Source organism: Beijerinckiaceae bacterium, assembly GCA_004564215.1.
GTDB lineage: Bacteria > Pseudomonadota > Alphaproteobacteria > Rhizobiales > Beijerinckiaceae > Methylocapsa.
Genome location: CP024846.1, coordinates 456,070 through 475,204, shown reverse-complemented (window position 1 = coordinate 475,204; position 19,135 = coordinate 456,070). Strand labels below are relative to the sequence as shown.

General features: G+C 58.9%; 15 protein-coding genes. 13 read left to right on the top strand and 2 right to left on the bottom strand.

Features of this window, described 5'->3' with window-relative positions; genetic code table 11:
• The first annotated feature begins 3 nt into the window (after positions 1–3).
• The 3 genes from CU048_02250 to CU048_02240 all read left to right on the top strand — a co-directional run bounded on the left by CU048_02250 (position 4) and on the right by CU048_02240 (position 2,261).
• Positions 4–699, top strand: coding sequence for a 50S ribosomal protein L1 (locus tag CU048_02250; protein ID QBR70294.1), 696 nt, complete (start codon positions 4–6; stop codon positions 697–699).
• 610 nt (positions 700–1,309) lie between these two features.
• On the top strand, positions 1,310–1,825 hold the full coding sequence (locus tag CU048_02245; protein QBR70293.1) for a 50S ribosomal protein L10: 516 nt from the start codon (positions 1,310–1,312) through the stop codon (positions 1,823–1,825).
• A gap of 58 nt (positions 1,826–1,883) precedes the next feature.
• Complete coding sequence (locus CU048_02240; GenBank protein ID QBR70292.1) at positions 1,884–2,261, top strand: 50S ribosomal protein L7/L12; 378 nt, start codon at positions 1,884–1,886, stop codon at positions 2,259–2,261.
• A 26-nt stretch (positions 2,262–2,287) separates the two neighbouring features.
• On the opposite strand, the gene CU048_02235 is transcribed toward CU048_02240, so the two are convergent.
• Positions 2,288–2,521 carry a hypothetical protein gene (locus tag CU048_02235; GenBank protein QBR70291.1) on the bottom strand — a complete coding sequence of 78 codons (234 nt, stop codon included), beginning with the start codon at positions 2,519–2,521 and terminating at the stop codon, positions 2,288–2,290.
• Here CU048_02235 and rpoB point away from each other — a divergent pair.
• Both rpoB and rpoC read left to right on the top strand, forming a co-directional pair.
• A complete protein-coding gene (gene rpoB / locus CU048_02230) occupies positions 2,520–6,653 on the top strand; it encodes a DNA-directed RNA polymerase subunit beta (protein ID QBR70290.1) in 4,134 nt (1,377 codons plus the stop codon). The genes CU048_02235 and rpoB overlap by 2 nt on opposite strands.
• Positions 6,654–6,757: 104 nt before the next feature.
• Positions 6,758–10,960, top strand: coding sequence for a DNA-directed RNA polymerase subunit beta' (gene rpoC, locus CU048_02225; protein QBR72590.1), 4,203 nt, complete (start codon positions 6,758–6,760; stop codon positions 10,958–10,960).
• Between the two features lie 70 nt (positions 10,961–11,030).
• Here rpoC and CU048_02220 read toward each other — a convergent pair whose 3' ends face one another.
• Positions 11,031–12,017: a catalase gene (locus tag CU048_02220; GenBank protein QBR70289.1), complete on the bottom strand. Its 987-nt coding sequence runs from the start codon at positions 12,015–12,017 to the stop codon at positions 11,031–11,033.
• Between the two features lie 554 nt (positions 12,018–12,571).
• Here CU048_02220 and CU048_02215 point away from each other — a divergent pair.
• From CU048_02215 to CU048_02180, 8 genes are all read left to right on the top strand, one after another.
• Positions 12,572–12,943 (top strand): 30S ribosomal protein S12, encoded by a 372-nt coding sequence (locus tag CU048_02215; GenBank protein QBR70288.1) that lies wholly within the window; start codon positions 12,572–12,574, stop codon positions 12,941–12,943.
• A 177-nt stretch (positions 12,944–13,120) separates the two neighbouring features.
• Positions 13,121–13,591, top strand: coding sequence for a 30S ribosomal protein S7 (locus CU048_02210; GenBank protein ID QBR70287.1), 471 nt, complete (start codon positions 13,121–13,123; stop codon positions 13,589–13,591).
• Between the two features lie 42 nt (positions 13,592–13,633).
• The gene (gene fusA, locus CU048_02205) at positions 13,634–15,709 is read left to right on the top strand and encodes an elongation factor G (protein ID QBR70286.1); all 2,076 of its coding nucleotides are present in this window, start codon (positions 13,634–13,636) and stop codon (positions 15,707–15,709) included.
• 43 nt (positions 15,710–15,752) lie between these two features.
• The gene (gene tuf / locus CU048_02200) at positions 15,753–16,943 is read left to right on the top strand and encodes an elongation factor Tu (GenBank protein QBR70285.1); all 1,191 of its coding nucleotides are present in this window, start codon (positions 15,753–15,755) and stop codon (positions 16,941–16,943) included.
• A 140-nt stretch (positions 16,944–17,083) separates the two neighbouring features.
• Positions 17,084–17,392, top strand: coding sequence for a 30S ribosomal protein S10 (locus CU048_02195; GenBank protein ID QBR70284.1), 309 nt, complete (start codon positions 17,084–17,086; stop codon positions 17,390–17,392).
• A 77-nt stretch (positions 17,393–17,469) separates the two neighbouring features.
• Positions 17,470–18,195: a 50S ribosomal protein L3 gene (locus CU048_02190; protein QBR70283.1), complete on the top strand. Its 726-nt coding sequence runs from the start codon at positions 17,470–17,472 to the stop codon at positions 18,193–18,195.
• A complete protein-coding gene (locus CU048_02185; GenBank protein ID QBR70282.1) occupies positions 18,192–18,812 on the top strand; it encodes a 50S ribosomal protein L4 in 621 nt (206 codons plus the stop codon). The genes CU048_02190 and CU048_02185 overlap by 4 nt, the downstream gene beginning before the upstream one ends.
• Entirely contained in the window at positions 18,809–19,120 is a 312-nt protein-coding gene (locus tag CU048_02180) for a 50S ribosomal protein L23 (protein QBR70281.1), read from the top strand. Before CU048_02185 ends, CU048_02180 begins: the two co-directional genes overlap by 4 nt.
• Positions 19,121–19,135 lie beyond the last annotated feature (15 nt).

The window sequence follows — 19,135 nt, the reverse complement described above, 5'->3', positions numbered from 1 at the left end:
GCGATGGCACATATTGGCAAACGTGTTGTGAAGGCGCGCGAAGGAATCGACCGGATCAAGCTTTATCCGGTTAGTGAAGCCGTGAAGCTCGTCAAGGAGCGCGCAAGCGCAAAATTCGACGAGACCGTCGAGATTGCGATGAATCTGGGCGTCGATCCTAAGCATGCCGATCAAATGGTGCGCGGCGTGGTGAATCTTCCGAATGGGACCGGTCGCAATTTGCGCGTCGCCGTGTTTGCGCGCGGGGCCAAGGCCGACGAAGCCACAGCGGCGGGCGCTGACATCGTGGGCGCCGAAGATTTGGTGACGACGGTTCAGGGCGGCACAATCGCTTTTGATCGATGCATCGCCACCCCGGATATGATGCCGCTGGTCGGCAGGCTCGGCAAGGTTTTGGGTCCCCGCGGCCTGATGCCCAACCCCAAGGTCGGGACCGTTACCATGGACGTCGCCGGCGCGGTGAAGGCTTCAAAGGGCGGGGCCGTGGAATTCAGGGTCGAAAAAGCGGGAATCATCCAGGGCAGCGTCGGTAAAGCCTCGTTCGCGCCGGATAAACTCGTGGAAAACATCGTGGCTTTTGTCGATGCGGTTGCCAAAGCCAAGCCTCAGGGGGCTAAAGGCACCTATATTCAAAGGGTTGCGATTTCATCGACCATGGGGCCGGGTGTGAAAGTCGACCCATCGACCCTATCTCCCTGACGCGTGTAAAGAGCATTCCTCCGGCTAAGCTAAGCGCTTGAAATTGCGAAGCTTGGCCGGCAGAGGGCTCGGCCGTGGGGCGCGTCAAGCGAAATTTTCAATAGGCTCTTGGCATAAGCGCTCAATCAGTTTAAATAGCAGGTTCGGGGTTGATCGGAAATAGCAACCCCGCATCCATAAAGATTCCGCGGTACTTAATCTGGCAAGCTCGCTTCCGGCGATAAGATTTTTGTAGCGCGGTGGATACGGCCGGAGGATAGGCGGTGACGTCTGTCCTTTCCGGCCATGTCCTGTCCGAGACTGCCGGCGCGAGGGATCATCCATCCGGATCGAACTCGAGCTTAATCTCCAATCTCCAGTCCGGCCTTGCCGGATTGGGGAGCAGAAGCCGGCATAGACGGGGTAATAACCGGATTTTGGACGCCAGTGGGGCCTCGCCTTTCTGGTTCCTTCGATTTTGGTCTATCCCTCTGTCCGGTGCGGATTTCCGCCCCGGGGACAGGCACAGCGTCGGCTCGATGCGAGGGGTTCCTCGCGGTTGCGGCCGACAGATGCAGCCCGCGGGCAACTTGAACCTCTTCAAGTTCTTGCCCGTGCAAGGAGAAACACCGTGGACAGAGCGGAAAAGAAACAATGCGTCGCTTCCCTGACGGATGTCTTTAAGTCGACATCGGTCGTTGTGGTTGCGCATTATTCCGGTCTGAGCGTGGCTCAAATGCAAGCTCTGCGCAAGCAGATGCGCGCGGCTGGCGCCACTGTTCAGGTCGCCAAGAACCGTCTCGTCAAGATCGCCCTTCAAGGCACCGAGGTCGCCTCGATCTCGGAACTGATGCGGGGGCCAACCCTGATCGCCTATTCGAACGATCCGGTCGCGGCGCCTAAGGTCGCTGTGGCTTTCGCCAAGGACAACGACAAGCTCGTGATCCTCGGCGGCGCCATGGGTTCGACCAGCCTCAACGTGGATGCCGTGCGCTCGCTCGCCACGCTGCCATCCCTGGATGAGCTTCGCGCGAAAATCGTTGGCCTCTTGCAGGCGCCCGCAACGAAGCTCGCACAGCTCACCACCGCGCCAGCTGCCAAGCTTGCCCGCGTGGTTGCGGCCTATGCCGAAAAAGACGCCGTCTAGCGGCGTGATCTTGAACGGACACTCATTGTAGATTTTGACCTCATCGAAGGAACTGAAAATGGCCAATCTTGAAAAGATCGTCGAGGATCTGTCGAGCCTCACTGTGCTGGAAGCCGCCGAACTCGCCAAGCTACTCGAAGAAAAATGGGGCGTTTCCGCCGCCGCGGCAGTTGCCGTCGCCGCCGGTCCCGCAGCTGGCGCGGCCGCGGCGCCAGCCGAGGAGCAGACCGAATTTACTGTCGTCCTCGCGGCCATCGGCGACAAGAAAATCGAAGTCATTAAGGAAGTGCGCGCCGCGACCGGACTCGGCCTTAAGGAGGCAAAGGATCTGGTTGAAGCCGCTCCCAAGCCCGTCAAGGAAGGCGCAACGAAGGAAGAAGCTGAGAAGATCAAGGCAGCCCTCGAGAAAGCGGGTGCCAAAGTGGAGCTTAAGTGATTGCGGCGTGATCGCCTCGGCGATCCTTATTTTTGTAGGGCAGGCGGTCCCATCCGAAAGCTTGGGACCGCCTCCCGCTTGAAACGCATGTTGCTTTGCAAAAACATATGTTCGGACTCTGGCATATTAGTTCGCGGTGAATGCGCCGCGAACGCTTGGGGCTGACAAACGTCCTGCCCCTCCAGCGCCCCGGCTGGATGCGGGTTGAGCGAATTTTCGCGCGAGAAAATCGCTATTACACGAGGTGCGAGGAGCGACATGGCTCAAAATATGGCGCAGACGTTCACCGGCCGTAAGCGTATTCGTAAATTTTTCGGTCATATTCGCGAAGTCGCGGAAATGCCGAACCTTATCGAAGTTCAAAAAGCATCCTATGACCAGTTTTTATTGGTTGACGAGCCGCAGGGCGGTCGTCCCGACGAGGGATTGCAATCGGTTTTCAAGTCGGTTTTCCCGATCTCCGATTTTTCTAATGCCGCTTTGCTCGAATTTGTAAAATATGAATTCGAGCCGCCGAAATATGATGTCGACGAGTGCCGTCAGCGCGGCATGACCTTCGCCGCGCCGCTCAAAGTGACCCTGCGGCTCATCGTGTTCGATGTGGATCCGGAAACCGCCGCTCGCTCGGTCAAGGACATCAAGGAGCAGGATGTCTACATGGGCGACATTCCCTTGATGACGATGAACGGGACCTTCGTCGTCAATGGGACCGAGAGGGTCATCGTTTCGCAGATGCACCGGTCACCCGGCGTGTTCTTCGATCACGACAAAGGCAAGAGCCATTCGTCCGGCAAGCTTTTGTTCGCCGCTCGTATCATCCCCTATCGGGGCTCCTGGCTCGATATCGAATTCGACGCCAAGGACATTGTCTATGCGCGCATCGATCGGCGCAGGAAGATTCCAGCGACGTCGATCCTCTATGCCTTGGGCATGGATGGCGAAGAAATTCTTTCGACCTTCTATAAGACCATCACCTTTATACGGGACAAGGACGGCTGGCGTCTGCCGTTCGATCCCGATCGCATGAAAGGCATGAAGGCGGCCCTCGATCTGCTCGATGCCGATACCGGCGAAGTCGTCCTCGAAGCCGGCAAGAAACTGACTGTCCGCACAGCGCGCCTGCTTTCCGAGCGGGGCGTGAAATTCCTGCGCGCGCACGACGAGGATCTGCACGGTCAATATATTGCTTCCGACCTTTACAACCCCGCGACGGGTGAAATCTTTGCCGAGGCTGGCGACGAGATTACCGCTAAATCCTTGGCGCTGCTGATCGAGACTGGTTTCACGGAACTGCCGATCCTCGATATCGACCATGTCAACATCGGCCCCTACATTCGCAATACGCTTGCCGTCGATAAGAACAGCTCCCGCGAGGAGGCCTTGTTTGATATTTACCGCGTGATGCGGCCCGGCGAACCGCCGACGCTGGATACAGCGGAAGCGATGTTCCATTCGCTGTTTTTCGATCCGGAGCGCTATGATCTGTCCGCCGTCGGCCGGGTCAAAATGAACATGCGTTTGGATCTCGATGCCGAAGATACGGTCCGCACATTGCGCAAGGAAGACATTATTGCGGTCATGCGGGCGCTGGTCGATCTGCGGGACGGCCGCGGCGAAATCGACGACATCGATCACCTTGGCAACCGCCGGGTGCGTTCGGTCGGCGAGCTCATGGAAAACCAGTATCGGCTGGGCCTGCTGCGTATGGAGCGGGCGATCAAGGAACGCATGTCCTCGGTCGATATCGACACGGTCATGCCGCAGGATCTGATCAATGCTAAACCCGCGGCCGCCTCGGTGCGCGAGTTCTTTGGCTCGTCGCAATTGTCGCAGTTCATGGATCAGACCAATCCTTTGTCCGAGATCACCCACAAGCGCCGGCTCTCGGCGCTTGGTCCGGGCGGCCTGACGCGCGAGCGTGCGGGCTTCGAAGTGCGCGACGTCCATCCGACCCATTACGGACGTATCTGCCCGATCGAGACGCCCGAGGGGCCGAATATCGGCCTCATCAATTCCCTCGCGACCTTTGCGAGGGTCAATAAATATGGGTTCATCGAGGCGCCGTACCGTCGGATCAAGGACCGCCGCGTCACCGACGAGGTGGTCTATCTCTCGGCGATGGAGGAGGGCAAATATTACGTCGCCCAGGCCAATGCACCGATTGACGCGGACCGGGGTCTGACGGAGGATCTCGTCGTTTGCCGCCATGCCGGCGATGTCCTGATGGTGCCGCGCGAACGCGTCGATTTCATGGATGTGTCGCCAAAGCAGCTTGTGTCGGTTGCCGCCGCGCTGATTCCATTCCTGGAAAACGACGACGCCAATCGCGCCCTCATGGGATCGAACATGCAGCGCCAGGCCGTGCCGCTCGTCAGGGCTGACGCGCCTCTGGTCGGGACCGGAATGGAAGCTATCGTGGCCCGCGATTCAGGCGCCGCGATCGGCGCGCGGCGGACCGGCGTCGTCGACCAGATCGATGCGACCCGTATCGTCGTTCGGGCCACCGAGGAAACAGACGCCGCCAAACCCGGTGTCGACATCTATCGGCTGATGAAGTTTCAGCGCTCGAACCAATCGACCTGCATCAATCAAAAGCCATTGGTTCGGGTCGGCGATTTCGTTCGCAAGGGCGATATCATCGCGGATGGTCCTTCGACCGATCTCGGCGATCTCGCGCTCGGCCGCAATGTCCTCGTCGCCTTCATGCCGTGGAATGGCTACAATTTCGAGGATTCGATCCTTCTCAATGAACGGATCGTCAAGGACGACGTCTTCACCTCGATCCATATCGATGCGTTCGAGGTCATGGCGCGAGATACCAAGCTTGGCCCGGAAGAAATCACCCGGGATATTCCCAATGTCTCGGAAGAGGCATTGAAGAATCTCGACGAAGCCGGGATCGTCTATATCGGGGCCGAGGTTCAGGCGGGCGATATCCTCGTCGGCAAGATCACCCCCAAGGGCGAAAGTCCGATGACGCCGGAAGAAAAGCTTTTGCGCGCGATTTTCGGCGAGAAGGCATCCGACGTCCGCGATACGTCGCTGCGGGTTCCTCCGGGTGTCCAAGGCACGATCGTGGAAGTGCGCGTCTTCAACCGGCATGGCGTCGACAAGGACGAGCGCGCCCAGGCGATTGAACGGGAAGAAATCGAACGTCTGGCGAAGGACCGTGACGATGAGCTCGCGATTCTCGATCGCAACGTCTATGCGCGTCTGATGGATGTTCTGGATGGCAAGAAGGCGATCGCGGGTCCGAAAGGATTCAAGCGGGACACCAAGCTGACCAAGGAAATCATCGAGGATTATCCGCGCTCGCAATGGTGGGTCTTCGCGATCGAGAACGATCGGACGATGGCCGAACTCGAAGCCATGCGTAAGCAATACGACGAGTCAAAGAAGAGCCTTGAGAGCCGCTTTCTCGACAAGGTGGAGAAGCTGCAACGCGGCGATGAATTATTGCCCGGCGTGATGAAGATGGTGAAGGTCTTCGTCGCGGTGAAGCGTAAGATTCAACCTGGTGACAAGATGGCGGGACGCCACGGCAACAAGGGCGTCGTCTCCAAGATCGTGCCGCAGGAAGACATGCCCTTCCTCGCGGACGGAACTCCGGTCGATATCGTCTTGAATCCGCTCGGGGTGCCAAGCCGGATGAACGTCGGGCAAATTCTGGAAACCCACCTTGGCTGGGCTTGTGCCGGTCTTGGCAGACAGGTGGCCGAGACGGTCAATGCCTATTTGCGGGACAAAGACACAAAGCCTCTGCGCAAGAAGCTCGTCGAGATCTATGAGGCCAAGGACGAAATCGCGGCGCTCGATGACGAGGCCGTCGTCGAGCTCGGGGAAAATCTGCGCCGCGGCGTGCCGATTGCGACCCCTGTTTTCGACGGCGCGCATGAGAAGGACATCGTGGAAATGCTTCACCAGGCAGGGCTCGATCCCTCCGGTCAGGTAACCCTCTTCGATGGCCGCACGGGCGAATCTTTCGATCGCAAGGTGACCGTCGGCTACATCTATATGCTGAAGCTGCATCACCTCGTCGACGATAAGATTCACGCCCGATCGATTGGTCCTTACAGCCTGGTTACGCAACAACCGCTGGGCGGGAAGGCGCAATTTGGCGGGCAGCGTTTCGGCGAAATGGAAGTCTGGGCGCTGGAGGCTTATGGCGCTGCCTATACGCTGCAGGAAATGCTGACGGTGAAATCCGATGACGTCGCCGGCCGCACCAAGGTTTACGAGTCGATCGTTCGCGGAGACGACGCCTTCGAGTCCGGCATTCCCGAAAGCTTCAATGTGCTGGTCAAGGAGATGCGTTCGCTTTGCCTCAATGTCGAACTGACCTCGGCGATCAAGCCTGTCAATACTTTGCCGCCGGCCGAGGCGGCTGAATAAAGCTGGAACAGAACGGCCGGGCGTCGCCCGGCCGAGCGTTTTCAAATGTATCCGGCAAAGGGCCAGCCGGGTTGCCCCGCAGGCCCAAGCATCAGGAGATGGCAATGAATCAAGAGGTCATGAATCTCTTCAGCCCGGTCGCACAACCGCAGGCTTTCGATCAGATCCAAATTTCGATCGCGAGCCCGGAGAAGATTCTGTCCTGGTCTTTCGGCGAAATCAAGAAGCCGGAGACGATCAATTATCGGACGTTCAAACCTGAACGCGACGGTCTTTTCTGCGCCCGCATTTTCGGTCCGATCAAGGATTATGAATGCCTCTGCGGCAAATATAAGCGGATGAAATACAAGGGTGTCATCTGCGAAAAATGTGGCGTCGAAGTTACGTTGTCGCGGGTGCGGCGCGAGCGGATGGGGCATATTTCGCTCGCCGCCCCGGTCGCGCACATCTGGTTTTTGAAATCGCTGCCTTCGCGCATCGGGCTTCTGCTCGACATGACGCTCAAGGACATCGAGCGCATTCTCTATTTCGAATCCTATATCGTGCTCGACCCGGGTCTCACCCCGTTGAAGGATCGTCAGCTTCTGAATGAAGACGATTATCTGCGGGCGCAAGATGAATACGGCCAGGATTCCTTTACCGCCCTTATCGGCGCCGAAGCGATTCGAGATATTCTGCGCAATATGAATCTGCCGGCCATCGCCGAATCGCTCAAGATCGAGATTGCCGAATCGACGACGGATCTAAAGCCGAAGAAGCTGGCGAAGCGGCTGAAAATTATCGAGGCCTTCATGCATTCCGGCAACAAGCCGGAATGGATGATTCTGACCGAAGTGCCGGTCATTCCGCCGGATCTGCGCCCGCTCGTTCCGCTCGACGGAGGGCGCTTCGCGACGTCGGACCTCAACGATCTTTACCGCCGCGTTATCAACCGCAACAATCGGCTCAAAAGGCTGATCGAACTGCGCGCGCCCGACATTATCGTGCGCAATGAAAAGAGAATGCTGCAAGAGGCCGTCGACGCCTTGTTCGACAATGGCCGGCGCGGCCGCGTCATCACCGGCGCCAACAAGCGTCCGCTGAAGTCGCTGGCCGACATGTTGAAGGGCAAGCAGGGCCGGTTCCGTCAGAACCTGCTTGGCAAGCGGGTCGATTATTCGGGCCGCTCCGTGATCGTTGTCGGTCCCGATCTCAAATTGCATCAATGCGGCTTGCCGAAAAAAATGGCGCTCGAGCTGTTCAAGCCCTTTATCTATTCGCGCCTCGACGCGAAGGGGCTCTCGGCAACCGTCAAGCAGGCCAAGAAGCTTGTCGAAAAGGAAAAGCCCGAGGTTTGGGATATTCTCGACGAAGTGATCCGCGAGCATCCGGTCATGCTGAACCGGGCGCCGACCTTGCACCGTCTCGGCATTCAAGCTTTCGAGCCGAAGCTGATTGAAGGCAAGGCGATTCAATTGCACCCGCTGGTTTGCGCGGCCTTCAACGCCGACTTCGACGGCGATCAGATGGCTGTGCATGTACCGCTCTCGCTCGAGGCCCAGCTCGAAGCGCGCGTGCTCATGATGTCGACCAACAATATTCTGCACCCGGCGAATGGTCAGCCGATCATCGTTCCGTCGCAGGATATCGTGCTTGGTCTTTATTATGTTTCATTGATGCGCGATGGCGAGCCGGGGCAGGGAATGGCCTTTGCCGACATGGGCGAGATCGAGCACGCGCTGCACGCCAAGGCAGTGACGCTGCATACCCGCGTCAAGGGTAGGGCCTGGACCTTCGATGCCGAAGGACAGCGGGTCTCGAAGATTTTCGAGACGACGCCAGGACGGATGATTCTCGGTCAGCTGCTGCCGCACCACATCAAGATTCCATTCGATGTCGTGAACAAGCTCATGACCAAGAAGGAAATCTCGAACATGATCGACATCGTCTACCGCAACTGCGGGCAGAAAGAGACGGTCATCTTCTGCGACAGGATCATGGCGCTGGGGTTCCGGGAAGCCTTCAAGGCCGGGATTTCCTTCGGCAAGGACGACATGGTCGTGCCGGAAACGAAGCCGCGGATTATCGCCGAGACCGGCGCGCTCGCTAAGGAATATGAGCAGCAGTATAATGACGGGCTGATCACCCAAGGCGAAAAATACAACAAGGTGGTCGATGTCTGGATGAAATGTTCGGACAAGCTCGCCGAAGAAATGATGGCGCGCATTTCCTCGGTCGAGAAGGATGACCTCGGCCGCGATAAGCCGATCAATTCGATCTATATGATGTCGCATTCGGGGGCCCGCGGTTCGCCAACCCAAATGAAGCAGCTCGCGGCGATGCGCGGCTTGATGACCAAGCCCTCGGGCGAGATCATCGAAACGCCGATCATCTCGAACTTCAAGGAAGGGCTGACCGTGCTCGAGTACTTCAACTCGACGCACGGCGCACGAAAGGGTCTTGCCGACACCGCCTTGAAGACCGCGAATTCCGGTTATTTGACCCGCCGCCTGGTCGACGTCGCCCAGGATTCGATCATCACCACGACGGATTGCGGAACCGAAAACGGGATTCGCATGCGCGCCATTATCGACGCGGGCCAAATCGTCGCCTCGCTCGCGACTCGAATCCTTGGCCGCACGACGGCAGAGGATCTGAAAGAGGCCAGCGGCGCAATCATCGTTGCAGCGGGCGAAATGATTCAGGAATGGCACATCGACCGCATCAACGCGGCCGGGATCCAGGAGGTGAAGATCCGTTCGGTCTTGACCTGCGAAGCCAAGAACGGGGTATGCGGCAAATGTTACGGCCGCGATCTCGCGCGGGGAACGCCAGTCAACATGGGCGAGGCTGTCGGCGTCATCGCCGCGCAGTCGATCGGCGAGCCGGGCACCCAGCTCACGATGCGCACCTTCCACATCGGTGGCGCGGCGCAGATCGCCGATCAGTCCTTCATCGAATCTAACTTCGAAGGGGTGGTCAAGATCCGCAACCGGCATCTCGCCCGCAATAGCGAGGGCGATCTCATGGTGATGGCCCGCAACGTCGCCATTGTCGTCGAAGGTCCCGACGGCGTGGAACGGGCGGTCCATAGAATCCAATATGGTGCAAGGCTCAAGGTCGACGACGGCGACAAGATCAAGCGCGGCCAGAGGATCGCCGAATGGGATCCCTATACCAGGCCGATCCTGACCGAAGTGCCAGGTACGATCGGCTTCGAGGATCTTGTCGAAGGCGCTTCGCTGACCGAAACCATCGACGAGGCGACCGGCATCGCCAAACGCGTGGTCATCGACTGGCGCCTGAACCAGCGCTCCGTGACCTTGAAGCCGACGATTCTGATCAAATCGCCGGACGGAAAGATTGCCAAGCTGCAGCGCGGCGGCGACGCGCGCTACGCCCTGCCAGTCGATTCGATCATCGCGGTCGATCCGGGATCGTCCGTGCAGGCGGGCGACATCATCGCGCGTATCTCCATGGACTCCGCCAAAACGCGCGACATCACGGGTGGTTTGCCGCGGGTCGCGGAACTCTTCGAGGCGCGCCGGCCGAAAGACCATGCCATCATCGCCGAGGCATCCGGTACGGTGCAGTTCGGACGAGACTACAAGAACAAGACCCGTATTTCGATCATTCCGAATGAAGAAGGTTCGGAGCCGATCGAATATCTGATTCCGAAGGGCAAGCACATCCATCTCCAGGACGGCGACGTCGTGGAAAAGGGCGATTACATCGTCGATGGAAATCCGGCACCGCACGACATTCTGGCTATCAAGGGGGTCGAAGAACTCGCCGCCTATCTCGTCAACGAGATCCAGGAAGTCTATCGTTTGCAGGGCGTCAGCATCAACGACAAGCATATAGAAGTGATTGTCCGGCAAATGCTGCAGAAGGTCGATATCGTCGATCCGGGCGATACCGAGTTTCTGTCAGGCGAGCAGGTCGATCAGGTGGAATTGGAGGAGGCCAATAACAGGGCGCTCGAGGCAGGCAAGAAGCCCGCTTCCGGAACCCCGGTCTTGCTCGGTATCACCAAGGCATCGTTGCAGACGCGCTCGTTCATCTCGGCCGCCTCCTTCCAGGAGACGACCAGGGTGCTCACCGAGGCGGCCGTCAACGGCAAGGCCGATACGCTCGAAGGCTTGAAGGAGAACGTCATTGTCGGCCGGCTTATCCCGGCTGGCACGGGCGCCGCGATGGCCAAGCTGCGGCGAGTCGCCACCATGCGGGATGAAATGATCCTGGCGCAAAAGGCGCAAAGCGCGGCTGCTGCCACGCCGACGCCGTTGCCCTTGCTTGAGCAGCCACGCGTTCCCGTGGAAGAATAGGTCTGACCTCTAAGCCATAGTTAAATCCCCCGGGCCAAAATCCCGGGGGATTTTGATTCGAAAATAGCGCTTACGGATTGCGGCGTGAGAACGAGATCGCATAGGCCCCGTCTCGGGCGCCGATCAGAGGATCGTCGGACACTTCGATGCCATCGGTGACCTGTCCTGGCAGGAAGAGCAGCTTCTTTTGAGCCTCCAGGCTGTCTGGAACCGCCTTGTCGAGGGTCAATACGCCGAGATCGATGATTTCATTGCTATCCGACCAAGGGACCGAAGCATCCTTTGTCGAATCGCCGGGAGCGGCGAGCTGCGCTCGCAAGCGAAACGTCACAGGCCCCCGCGCAAGCCGCGCCGGGAGTTCGTCGATCAGAAAGTCTGGCCCCTTGCTGGCCGCTTCGGCCGCATCGAGATGCACCAGTTTTTGAGGCGCCATGATATAGCGCACCGCGCGACGCTCGCCCTTGGCATTGATGAAAATGAAGGCGTCGACGCCATAATATTCCTCGTCGGCGAAACTGTCGGGGGTGTGCAGCGTCGCCATGGCGGCTGGCATGCTGGGATGGCTGGCCGCGAACTGGTCCAGCTGCGTCGGCTTCTTCGCGTCCGGCGGACTGGCCGCCACGGCAAGCAGCATGTCCCTGAAATCTGTCGGGGAGGCCACCGGAAAGAATTTGAACGAATTGATCACCATGTCGGTCTCGCCGCCGTCGGGGAGATGAAACTTGATCGCCATCCCGTGCGGATTGGCTTGGGCAGAGCCATCTGGGAGATTGGGAACGCCCGTTGCGTCGGAAAAGCGCACGGTCACGGGGATCGTGCTGCCATCGAACAACACCGCCTTGCTCAAACCCGCGGCGCCCGGCGCCGCCTTGAAGTGTCCTTCGACCACAATCCCCTTGGCGTGATTCGCCCGAAAGCCGGGATGAACCCCGAACACCTTGTTCATGGCGTCGACGATTTGCGTGTCGACGGCCGTATTGTCCTGTGCCACGGCGATTCCTGTCGCCCCGGTCAATAAAAACGCCAGCAATGCACCGTTTAGCTTTACCGCTGCCATGACTACCTCTTTGCACTTTGCCAAACTGCTTCACCTCGACCGCCGCGTTTCCGAGCATAATTCGCAAGGGCGATTGTGGCTTTAGTAAACGCAAGTCTTCCTCTATTGTTCAGATGCGAGGCCCGCTTGTGGGGCCGCCGAATGCGCATCTTCTTAAGAGAGCCACGGCTAACTTTTCTTTTGCTCGGTTTTTCCTGCAAAGAAGGGTTGACGCGCTAGGCCGGCGCTATTAAGTTCCGCCCACTTCAGACAGGCAGTAGGTTTCTGCTTCCGAGGCGTCGCGCCTTGGACTTTTCAAACCTAAACGCTGTCGCCCCAGCGGCTGAATAGTCACCAACACAGATTGAAGCCTTTCTTTGGCTTGGATCGACGAGAGGCAAGAGCGCGGTATTCGCCGTGTTCCTCTGCCAAATCCCGGCGCCGGAGGCCCTGACGGGCTGAAGGCGCTTTGCTGTTTGCCTGGATGGCACCGGGCCGAAGACGGTGTTTTGATTTTTTGTCGTGAGCCAGGCTCTCGGCCATAGCGTTTTGGATGTTGCTTAGAAAGACCAGGAATGCCCACGATCAGTCAATTGATCCGCAAGCCGCGGCAAGAAAAGACCTATCGCGAAAAGGCCCGCCATCTCGGTGCCTGCCCGCAGAAGAGGGGCGTTTGCACGCGCGTCTATACGACCACGCCGAAAAAGCCGAATTCCGCTTTGCGGAAAGTGGCGAAGGTTCGCCTGACCAACGGCTTTGAAGTGATCGGGTATATCCCTGGCGAAGGGCATAATCTCCAGGAGCATTCGGTGGTCATGATCCGTGGCGGCCGCGTGAAGGATTTGCCGGGCGTGCGCTATCACATTTTGCGTGGCGTGCTCGATACGCAGGGCGTCAAGAATCGCAAGCAGCGCCGTTCCAAATATGGGGCCAAGCGGCCGAAGTAAGCTTGCAAGGCTCAAGCGGGTGCCGGCCAAGGCCGGTCTCTTGAGAGCCTCAAAACTGATCCGCGGATCGGATTTGGTTTTGCGGAAAAGTTGAGCGCAATAAAGTTCGTGAGCTGACTGATTGATCCGAGTGGGTTCAATCGATCAGCGTCTTGAAGAATTCGACGGAGCCAAAACATGTCGCGCCGACATAGCGCCGAAAAGCGGGAAGTCATTCCGGACGCCAAGTTCGGGGATGTCATTCTGACCAAGTTCATGAATTCGATCATGTACGACGGCAAGAAGTCGATCGCCGAGGCGATCGTCTACGATGCCTTCGACATCATCGAGCAGAAGACTCGGACGGAGCCGCTGTCGGTCTTTAAACAGGCTTTGGATAATGTCGCTCCGGCCATCGAGGTTCGCTCGCGCCGGGTCGGCGGAGCCACCTATCAGGTTCCGGTTGAAGTGCGGACGGAGCGGCGCCAGGCGCTTGCCATTCGCTGGATCATCATCGCCGCGCGCGGTCGCAACGACAAGACGATGGTCGATCGGCTTTCGGCGGAGTTGATGGACGCAGCCAATAATCGCGGCAACGCGGTCAAGAAGCGGGAAGACACGCATCGGATGGCGGAAGCCAACCGCGCCTTCTCGCATTATCGTTGGTAGGAAACTTACGGAAGCGGTTTTCCGCCTGAAGGGAATTTTGTCATGGCCCGCAGCCATCCGATTGAGGATTACCGGAACTTCGGCATCATGGCCCACATCGATGCGGGCAAGACGACGACGACCGAGCGGATTCTCTATTATTCCGGCAAATCGCATAAGATCGGCGAAGTGCATGACGGCGCTGCCACCATGGATTGGATGGAGCAGGAGCAGGAGCGTGGCATCACGATCACCTCCGCCGCCACCACGACATTTTGGAACGGCAAGCGCCTGAATATCATCGACACGCCCGGTCACGTCGATTTCACGATCGAGGTCGAGCGCTCGCTTAGGGTGCTGGATGGCGCGGTATGCGTGCTCGACGGCAACCAGGGCGTCGAGCCGCAGACTGAAACCGTATGGCGTCAGGCCGACAAATATCACGTTCCCCGCGTCGTTTTCGTCAACAAGATGGACAAGATCGGCGCCGATTTTTATCGCTGCGTCGAGGAGATCCGCACCAAGGTCGGCGGGCGCCCCGTATGCATCCAGCTGCCGATCGGCTCTGAGTCCGATTTCAAGGGCATCATCGATCTCGTCCGCATGAAAGCGGTGGTCTGGGAAGATGAGGCGCTCGGTGCCAAATATGCCGACGCCGAAATTCCCGCCGACCTCAGGGCAAAAGCGGAGGAATATCGCCATATCCTGCTTGAATCGGCGGTCGAGCTCGATGACGACGTCATGTCCGCCTATCTCGATGGCGTCGAGCCCAACGAGGAGACCCTGAAGCGGCTGATCCGCAAGGCGGTCCGCTACATCTCCTTCATTCCGGTTCTGTGCGGCTCCGCCTTCAAGAACAAGGGCGTGCAGCCCCTGCTCGACGCCGTCGTCGACTATCTGCCTTCGCCCATCGATCGCGAGGCGATCAAGGGAGTCGACGTCGACACCGGCGAGGAAGTGCTGCGGCTGCCCCGCGACGAAGACCCCTTCTCCATGCTCGCCTTCAAGATCATGGACGATCCTTTCGTCGGCACGCTGACCTTCGCGCGCGTCTATTCGGGTCACATCGAATCCGGCACGACCGTATTGAACTCGACCAAGGACAAGAAAGAGCGCATCGGCCGCATGCTGCTGATGCACGCCAACAACCGCGAGGACGTTAAGGAAGCCTATTCGGGCGACATCGTCGCTCTCGCCGGTCTCAAGGACACCCGCACGGGCGACACGCTGAGCGACCTCAACAAGCCGGTCATTCTCGAGCGCATGGAGTTCCCCGAACCCGTGATCGAGATCGCCATCGAGCCGAAATCGAAAGCCGATCAGGAAAAGCTCGGCGTCGCTTTGGCGAAGCTCGCGGCGGAGGACCCGTCCTTCCGCGTCTCGACAGACCAGGAATCCGGCCAGACCATCCTTAAGGGGATGGGCGAACTTCATCTCGACATCAAGGTCGACATCCTGCGCCGCACCTACAAGGTGGACGCCAATATCGGCGCGCCGCAGGTCGCTTATCGCGAGCGTCTGACGCGCCGGGTCGAGAAGGATTATACGCACAAGAAGCAGACCGGCGGCACCGGCCAATTCGCCCGCGTGATCATTGTCTTCGAGCCGAATGAGCTTGGCGCAGGCAACACCTTCGAATCAAAGGTCGTCGGCGGCTCGGTGCCGAAGGAGTTCATTCCCGGCGTCGAAAAGGGCATCAACAGCGTCATGGGGTCCGGCGTTCTCGCTGGCTTCCCAGTCGTCGACGTCAAGGCGACGCTGATCGACGGCGGCTTTCACGACGTCGATTCATCGGTGCTCGCCTTCGAAATCGCCTCGCGCGCGGCCTTCCGCGAGGCGCTGCGCGAAGGCGGCTCGGTGCTGCTCGAGCCGATCATGAAGGTCGAGGTGACGACGCCCGAGGATTATACGGGCTCCGTTATGGGCGATCTCCTTGGTCGACGTGGTCAGGTTCAGGGCCAGGACATGCGCGGCAATGCGGTGGTCATCAATGCGATGGTCCCGCTCGCCAACATGTTTGGCTACGTCAATCAGTTGCGGTCCTTCAGCCAGGGCCGTGCCAATTACACCATGCAATTCGATCATTATGAACAGGTCCCCGCGGGCGAAGCCGGAAAGATTCAAGCCAAATACGCTTGATCTGCCGTACCAGCGCGTGAAGAAATCCTAGAGGAGCCGGACGATGGGCAAGGAAAAATTCCAGCGGACAAAGCCGCATTGCAATATCGGAACGATTGGTCACGTCGACCATGGCAAGACGTCGCTGACCGCGGCGATTACCAAGGTCTTGGCTGAGACCGGGGGAGCGACTTATACCGCCTATGATCAGATCGACAAGGCGCCGGAAGAGAAGGCGCGCGGGATCACGATCTCGACGGCGCATGTCGAATATGAAACCAAGAACCGGCACTATGCCCATGTCGATTGTCCCGGCCACGCCGACTATGTGAAAAACATGATCACCGGTGCGGCGCAGATGGACGGCGCCATTCTGGTCGTTTCGGCGGCGGACGGTCCGATGCCGCAAACGCGTGAACATATTCTGCTGGCCCGGCAGGTCGGCGTCCCCGCGCTGGTCGTGTTCATGAACAAGGTCGACATGGTCGACGATGCCGAGCTTCTGGAGCTCGTCGAGCTCGAAGTTCGCGAGCTGCTGTCGAAGTATGATTTTCCCGGCGACGATATTCCGATCACCAAGGGTTCGGCCCTGTGCGCCCTCGAAGGCCGCAATCCGGAAATCGGCCATGATGCTGTTTTGAAGCTGATGGAGACGGTGGACGCCTATATTCCGCAGCCGGAGCGTCCGATCGATCAGCCCTTCCTGATGCCGGTCGAGGACGTGTTCTCGATCTCCGGCCGCGGCACGGTGGTCACCGGGCGGGTCGAGCGCGGCATCGTCAAGGTCGGTGAGGAAATCGAGATTGTTGGCTTGAAGCCGACGGTGAAAACGACGGTGACCGGAGTCGAGATGTTCCGCAAACTGCTCGATCAGGGGCAGGCGGGTGACAATATCGGCGCGCTTCTGCGCGGCACCAAGCGCGAGGATGTCGAGCGCGGCCAGGTGCTCTGCAAGCCGGGCTCGGTGAAACCGCACACCAAGTTCAAGGCGGAAGCCTATATTCTGACCAAGGACGAAGGCGGCCGCCACACGCCATTTTTCACCAACTACCGGCCGCAGTTTTATTTCCGCACCACGGATGTGACCGGGGTCGTGACCTTGCCGGAAGGCACCGAAATGGTGATGCCCGGCGATAATGTGACGATGGATGTCGAATTGATCGTTCCGATCGCCATGGAGGAGAAGCTGCGCTTCGCCATCCGTGAAGGCGGCCGGACCGTTGGCGCCGGCGTCGTCGCCTCGATCACCGAATAGTTCGAGAACGACTTTGCTGGTAATTTTGCGGTCTTCGTGCCGGCGGCCCCTGGGGCTTAGGCACGAAGAAGACTGAGTATCTGGGATGAGCGTTAGCCGCCGGGCAAAGGGCCCGCGGCTGGCCGGCAGGGATTGATGAGATGAACGGCCAGAATATTCGCATTCGCCTTAAGGCATTCGATCATCGAATCCTCGATTCCTCGACACGGGAAATCGTGTCGACGGCGAAGCGGACGGGAGCACAAGTGCGTGGTCCGATTCCGCTGCCGACCAAGATCGAAAAATTCACGGTCAACCGTTCGCCGCATGTCGATAAGAAATCGCGCGAACAGTTTGAAATAAGGACTCATAAGAGGGTTCTCGACATTGTCGATCCGACGCCGCAAACGGTGGATGCTTTGATGAAGCTCGATCTCGCTGCCGGTGTCGATGTGGAGATCAAGCTTTAGGAACGCCTGAGCTTGCCGAATTTAGATTTTGTCCCCGCCAGGCCAGCGCCAGGAGGGGTCCTTTGGGGAATGAAACCATGCGATCAGGTGTCATCGCGCAAAAGCTTGGCATGACCCGCGTCTTTACTGGCGCCGGGGAACATGTGCCGGTTACGGTGTTGAAGCTCGATGGCTGTCAGGTCGTTGCGCACCGGACCAAGGATCGCAATGGCTATACCGCGGTCCAGCTTGGGATCGGGCATGCCAAGGTTAAGAACGTGTCGAAGGCCGAGCGTGGACGCTTTGCCGTTGCCAAGGTCGAGCCGAAGCTTAAGCTGGCCGAGTTTCGCGTTGAGGATGACGCTTTGATTCCGGTCGGCGCCGAGATCACGGCGGATCATTTTGTGGTCGGCCAATTTGTCGATGTGACGGGCACGAGCACGGGTAAGGGCTTTGCCGGCGCCATGAAACGCTGGAACTTCGGTGGCTTGCGGGCAACCCATGGCGTGTCGATCTCGCACCGCTCGCATGGTTCAACCGGCGGCAGGCAGGATCCGGGCAAGACCTTCAAGAACAAGAAAATGGCCGGTCATCTCGGCACCGAGCGAGTGACGACCTTGAACCTGCGGGTGGTCGAACTCGACATCGAGCGCGGACTGATCCTCGTCGAAGGCGCTGTGCCTGGGACCTCCGGCGGATGGATCTATGTCCGCGACGCGATCAAAAAGGCGCTTCCCAAGGACGCGCCGAAGCCCGGCAAATTTCGGATGACCGACGCTGCCTCGGGTGGTGCGGCTGAGCAAGCGACAGAGGCCAGTTCATGAAAATCGACATGACCTCACTTGATGGTGAAATCGCAGGTTCGATCGACCTCGACGATGCTATTTTCGGACTCGTTCCGCGCGAGGATCTGATCGCGCGCATGGTCCGCTATCAGCTCGCCAAACGCCGCGCCGGCACGCATCAGACCCTCGGCCGCGCGGATATTTGGCGCACCGGCAAGAAATTATATAAGCAGAAGGGCACCGGCTCGGCACGTCATGGGTCGGCGCGAGTCCCGCAGTTTCGCGGCGGCGGCCGGGCCTTTGGCCCGGTGGTGCGTTCGCATGCGCATGATCTGCCGAAGAAGCTGCGCGCTCTGGCCCTTAAACATGCGCTTTCCGCTAAGGCTCAAGATGGCGGGATCATTGTTTGGCAGGCGGCGAGCGCCGCGGATGCGAAGACAAAAACTCTCAAGGCGAGTTTTGCCAAGCTCGGCCTCACCAATGCCCTGATCATCGACGGCGCCCAGCCCGAGGCGAATTTTTGCCTCGCTGCGCGCAACATCCCACAAATCGACGTGCTGCCGGTTCAAGGCATCAATGTCTACGACATTCTCCGCCGCGATAAGCTGGTCTTGACGAAAGCGGCGATCGATGCCCTGGAGGCGCGCTTCAAATGAGCTCGGCGAAACTCGCACATGATGCGCATCATTACGACGTGATTGTCGCCCCGATCATTACGGAAAAGGCGACTCTTGCGTCGGAAGCAAACCAGGTGATTTTCAAGGTTCGCAAGACCGCGACGAAGCCGGAGATCAAAGCGGCCGTCGAGCGGCTGTTCGATGTCAAGGTAACAAACGTCAACACGCTCATCCGCAAGGGCAAGAGAAAGACGTTCAAGGGCACGCGGGGCGTCCAGTCGGACGTCAAGAAGGCCATTGTGACCCTCGCCGAGGGCCACAAGATCGACGTTACGACCGGACTTTGAGCAGAGGATCGCGCC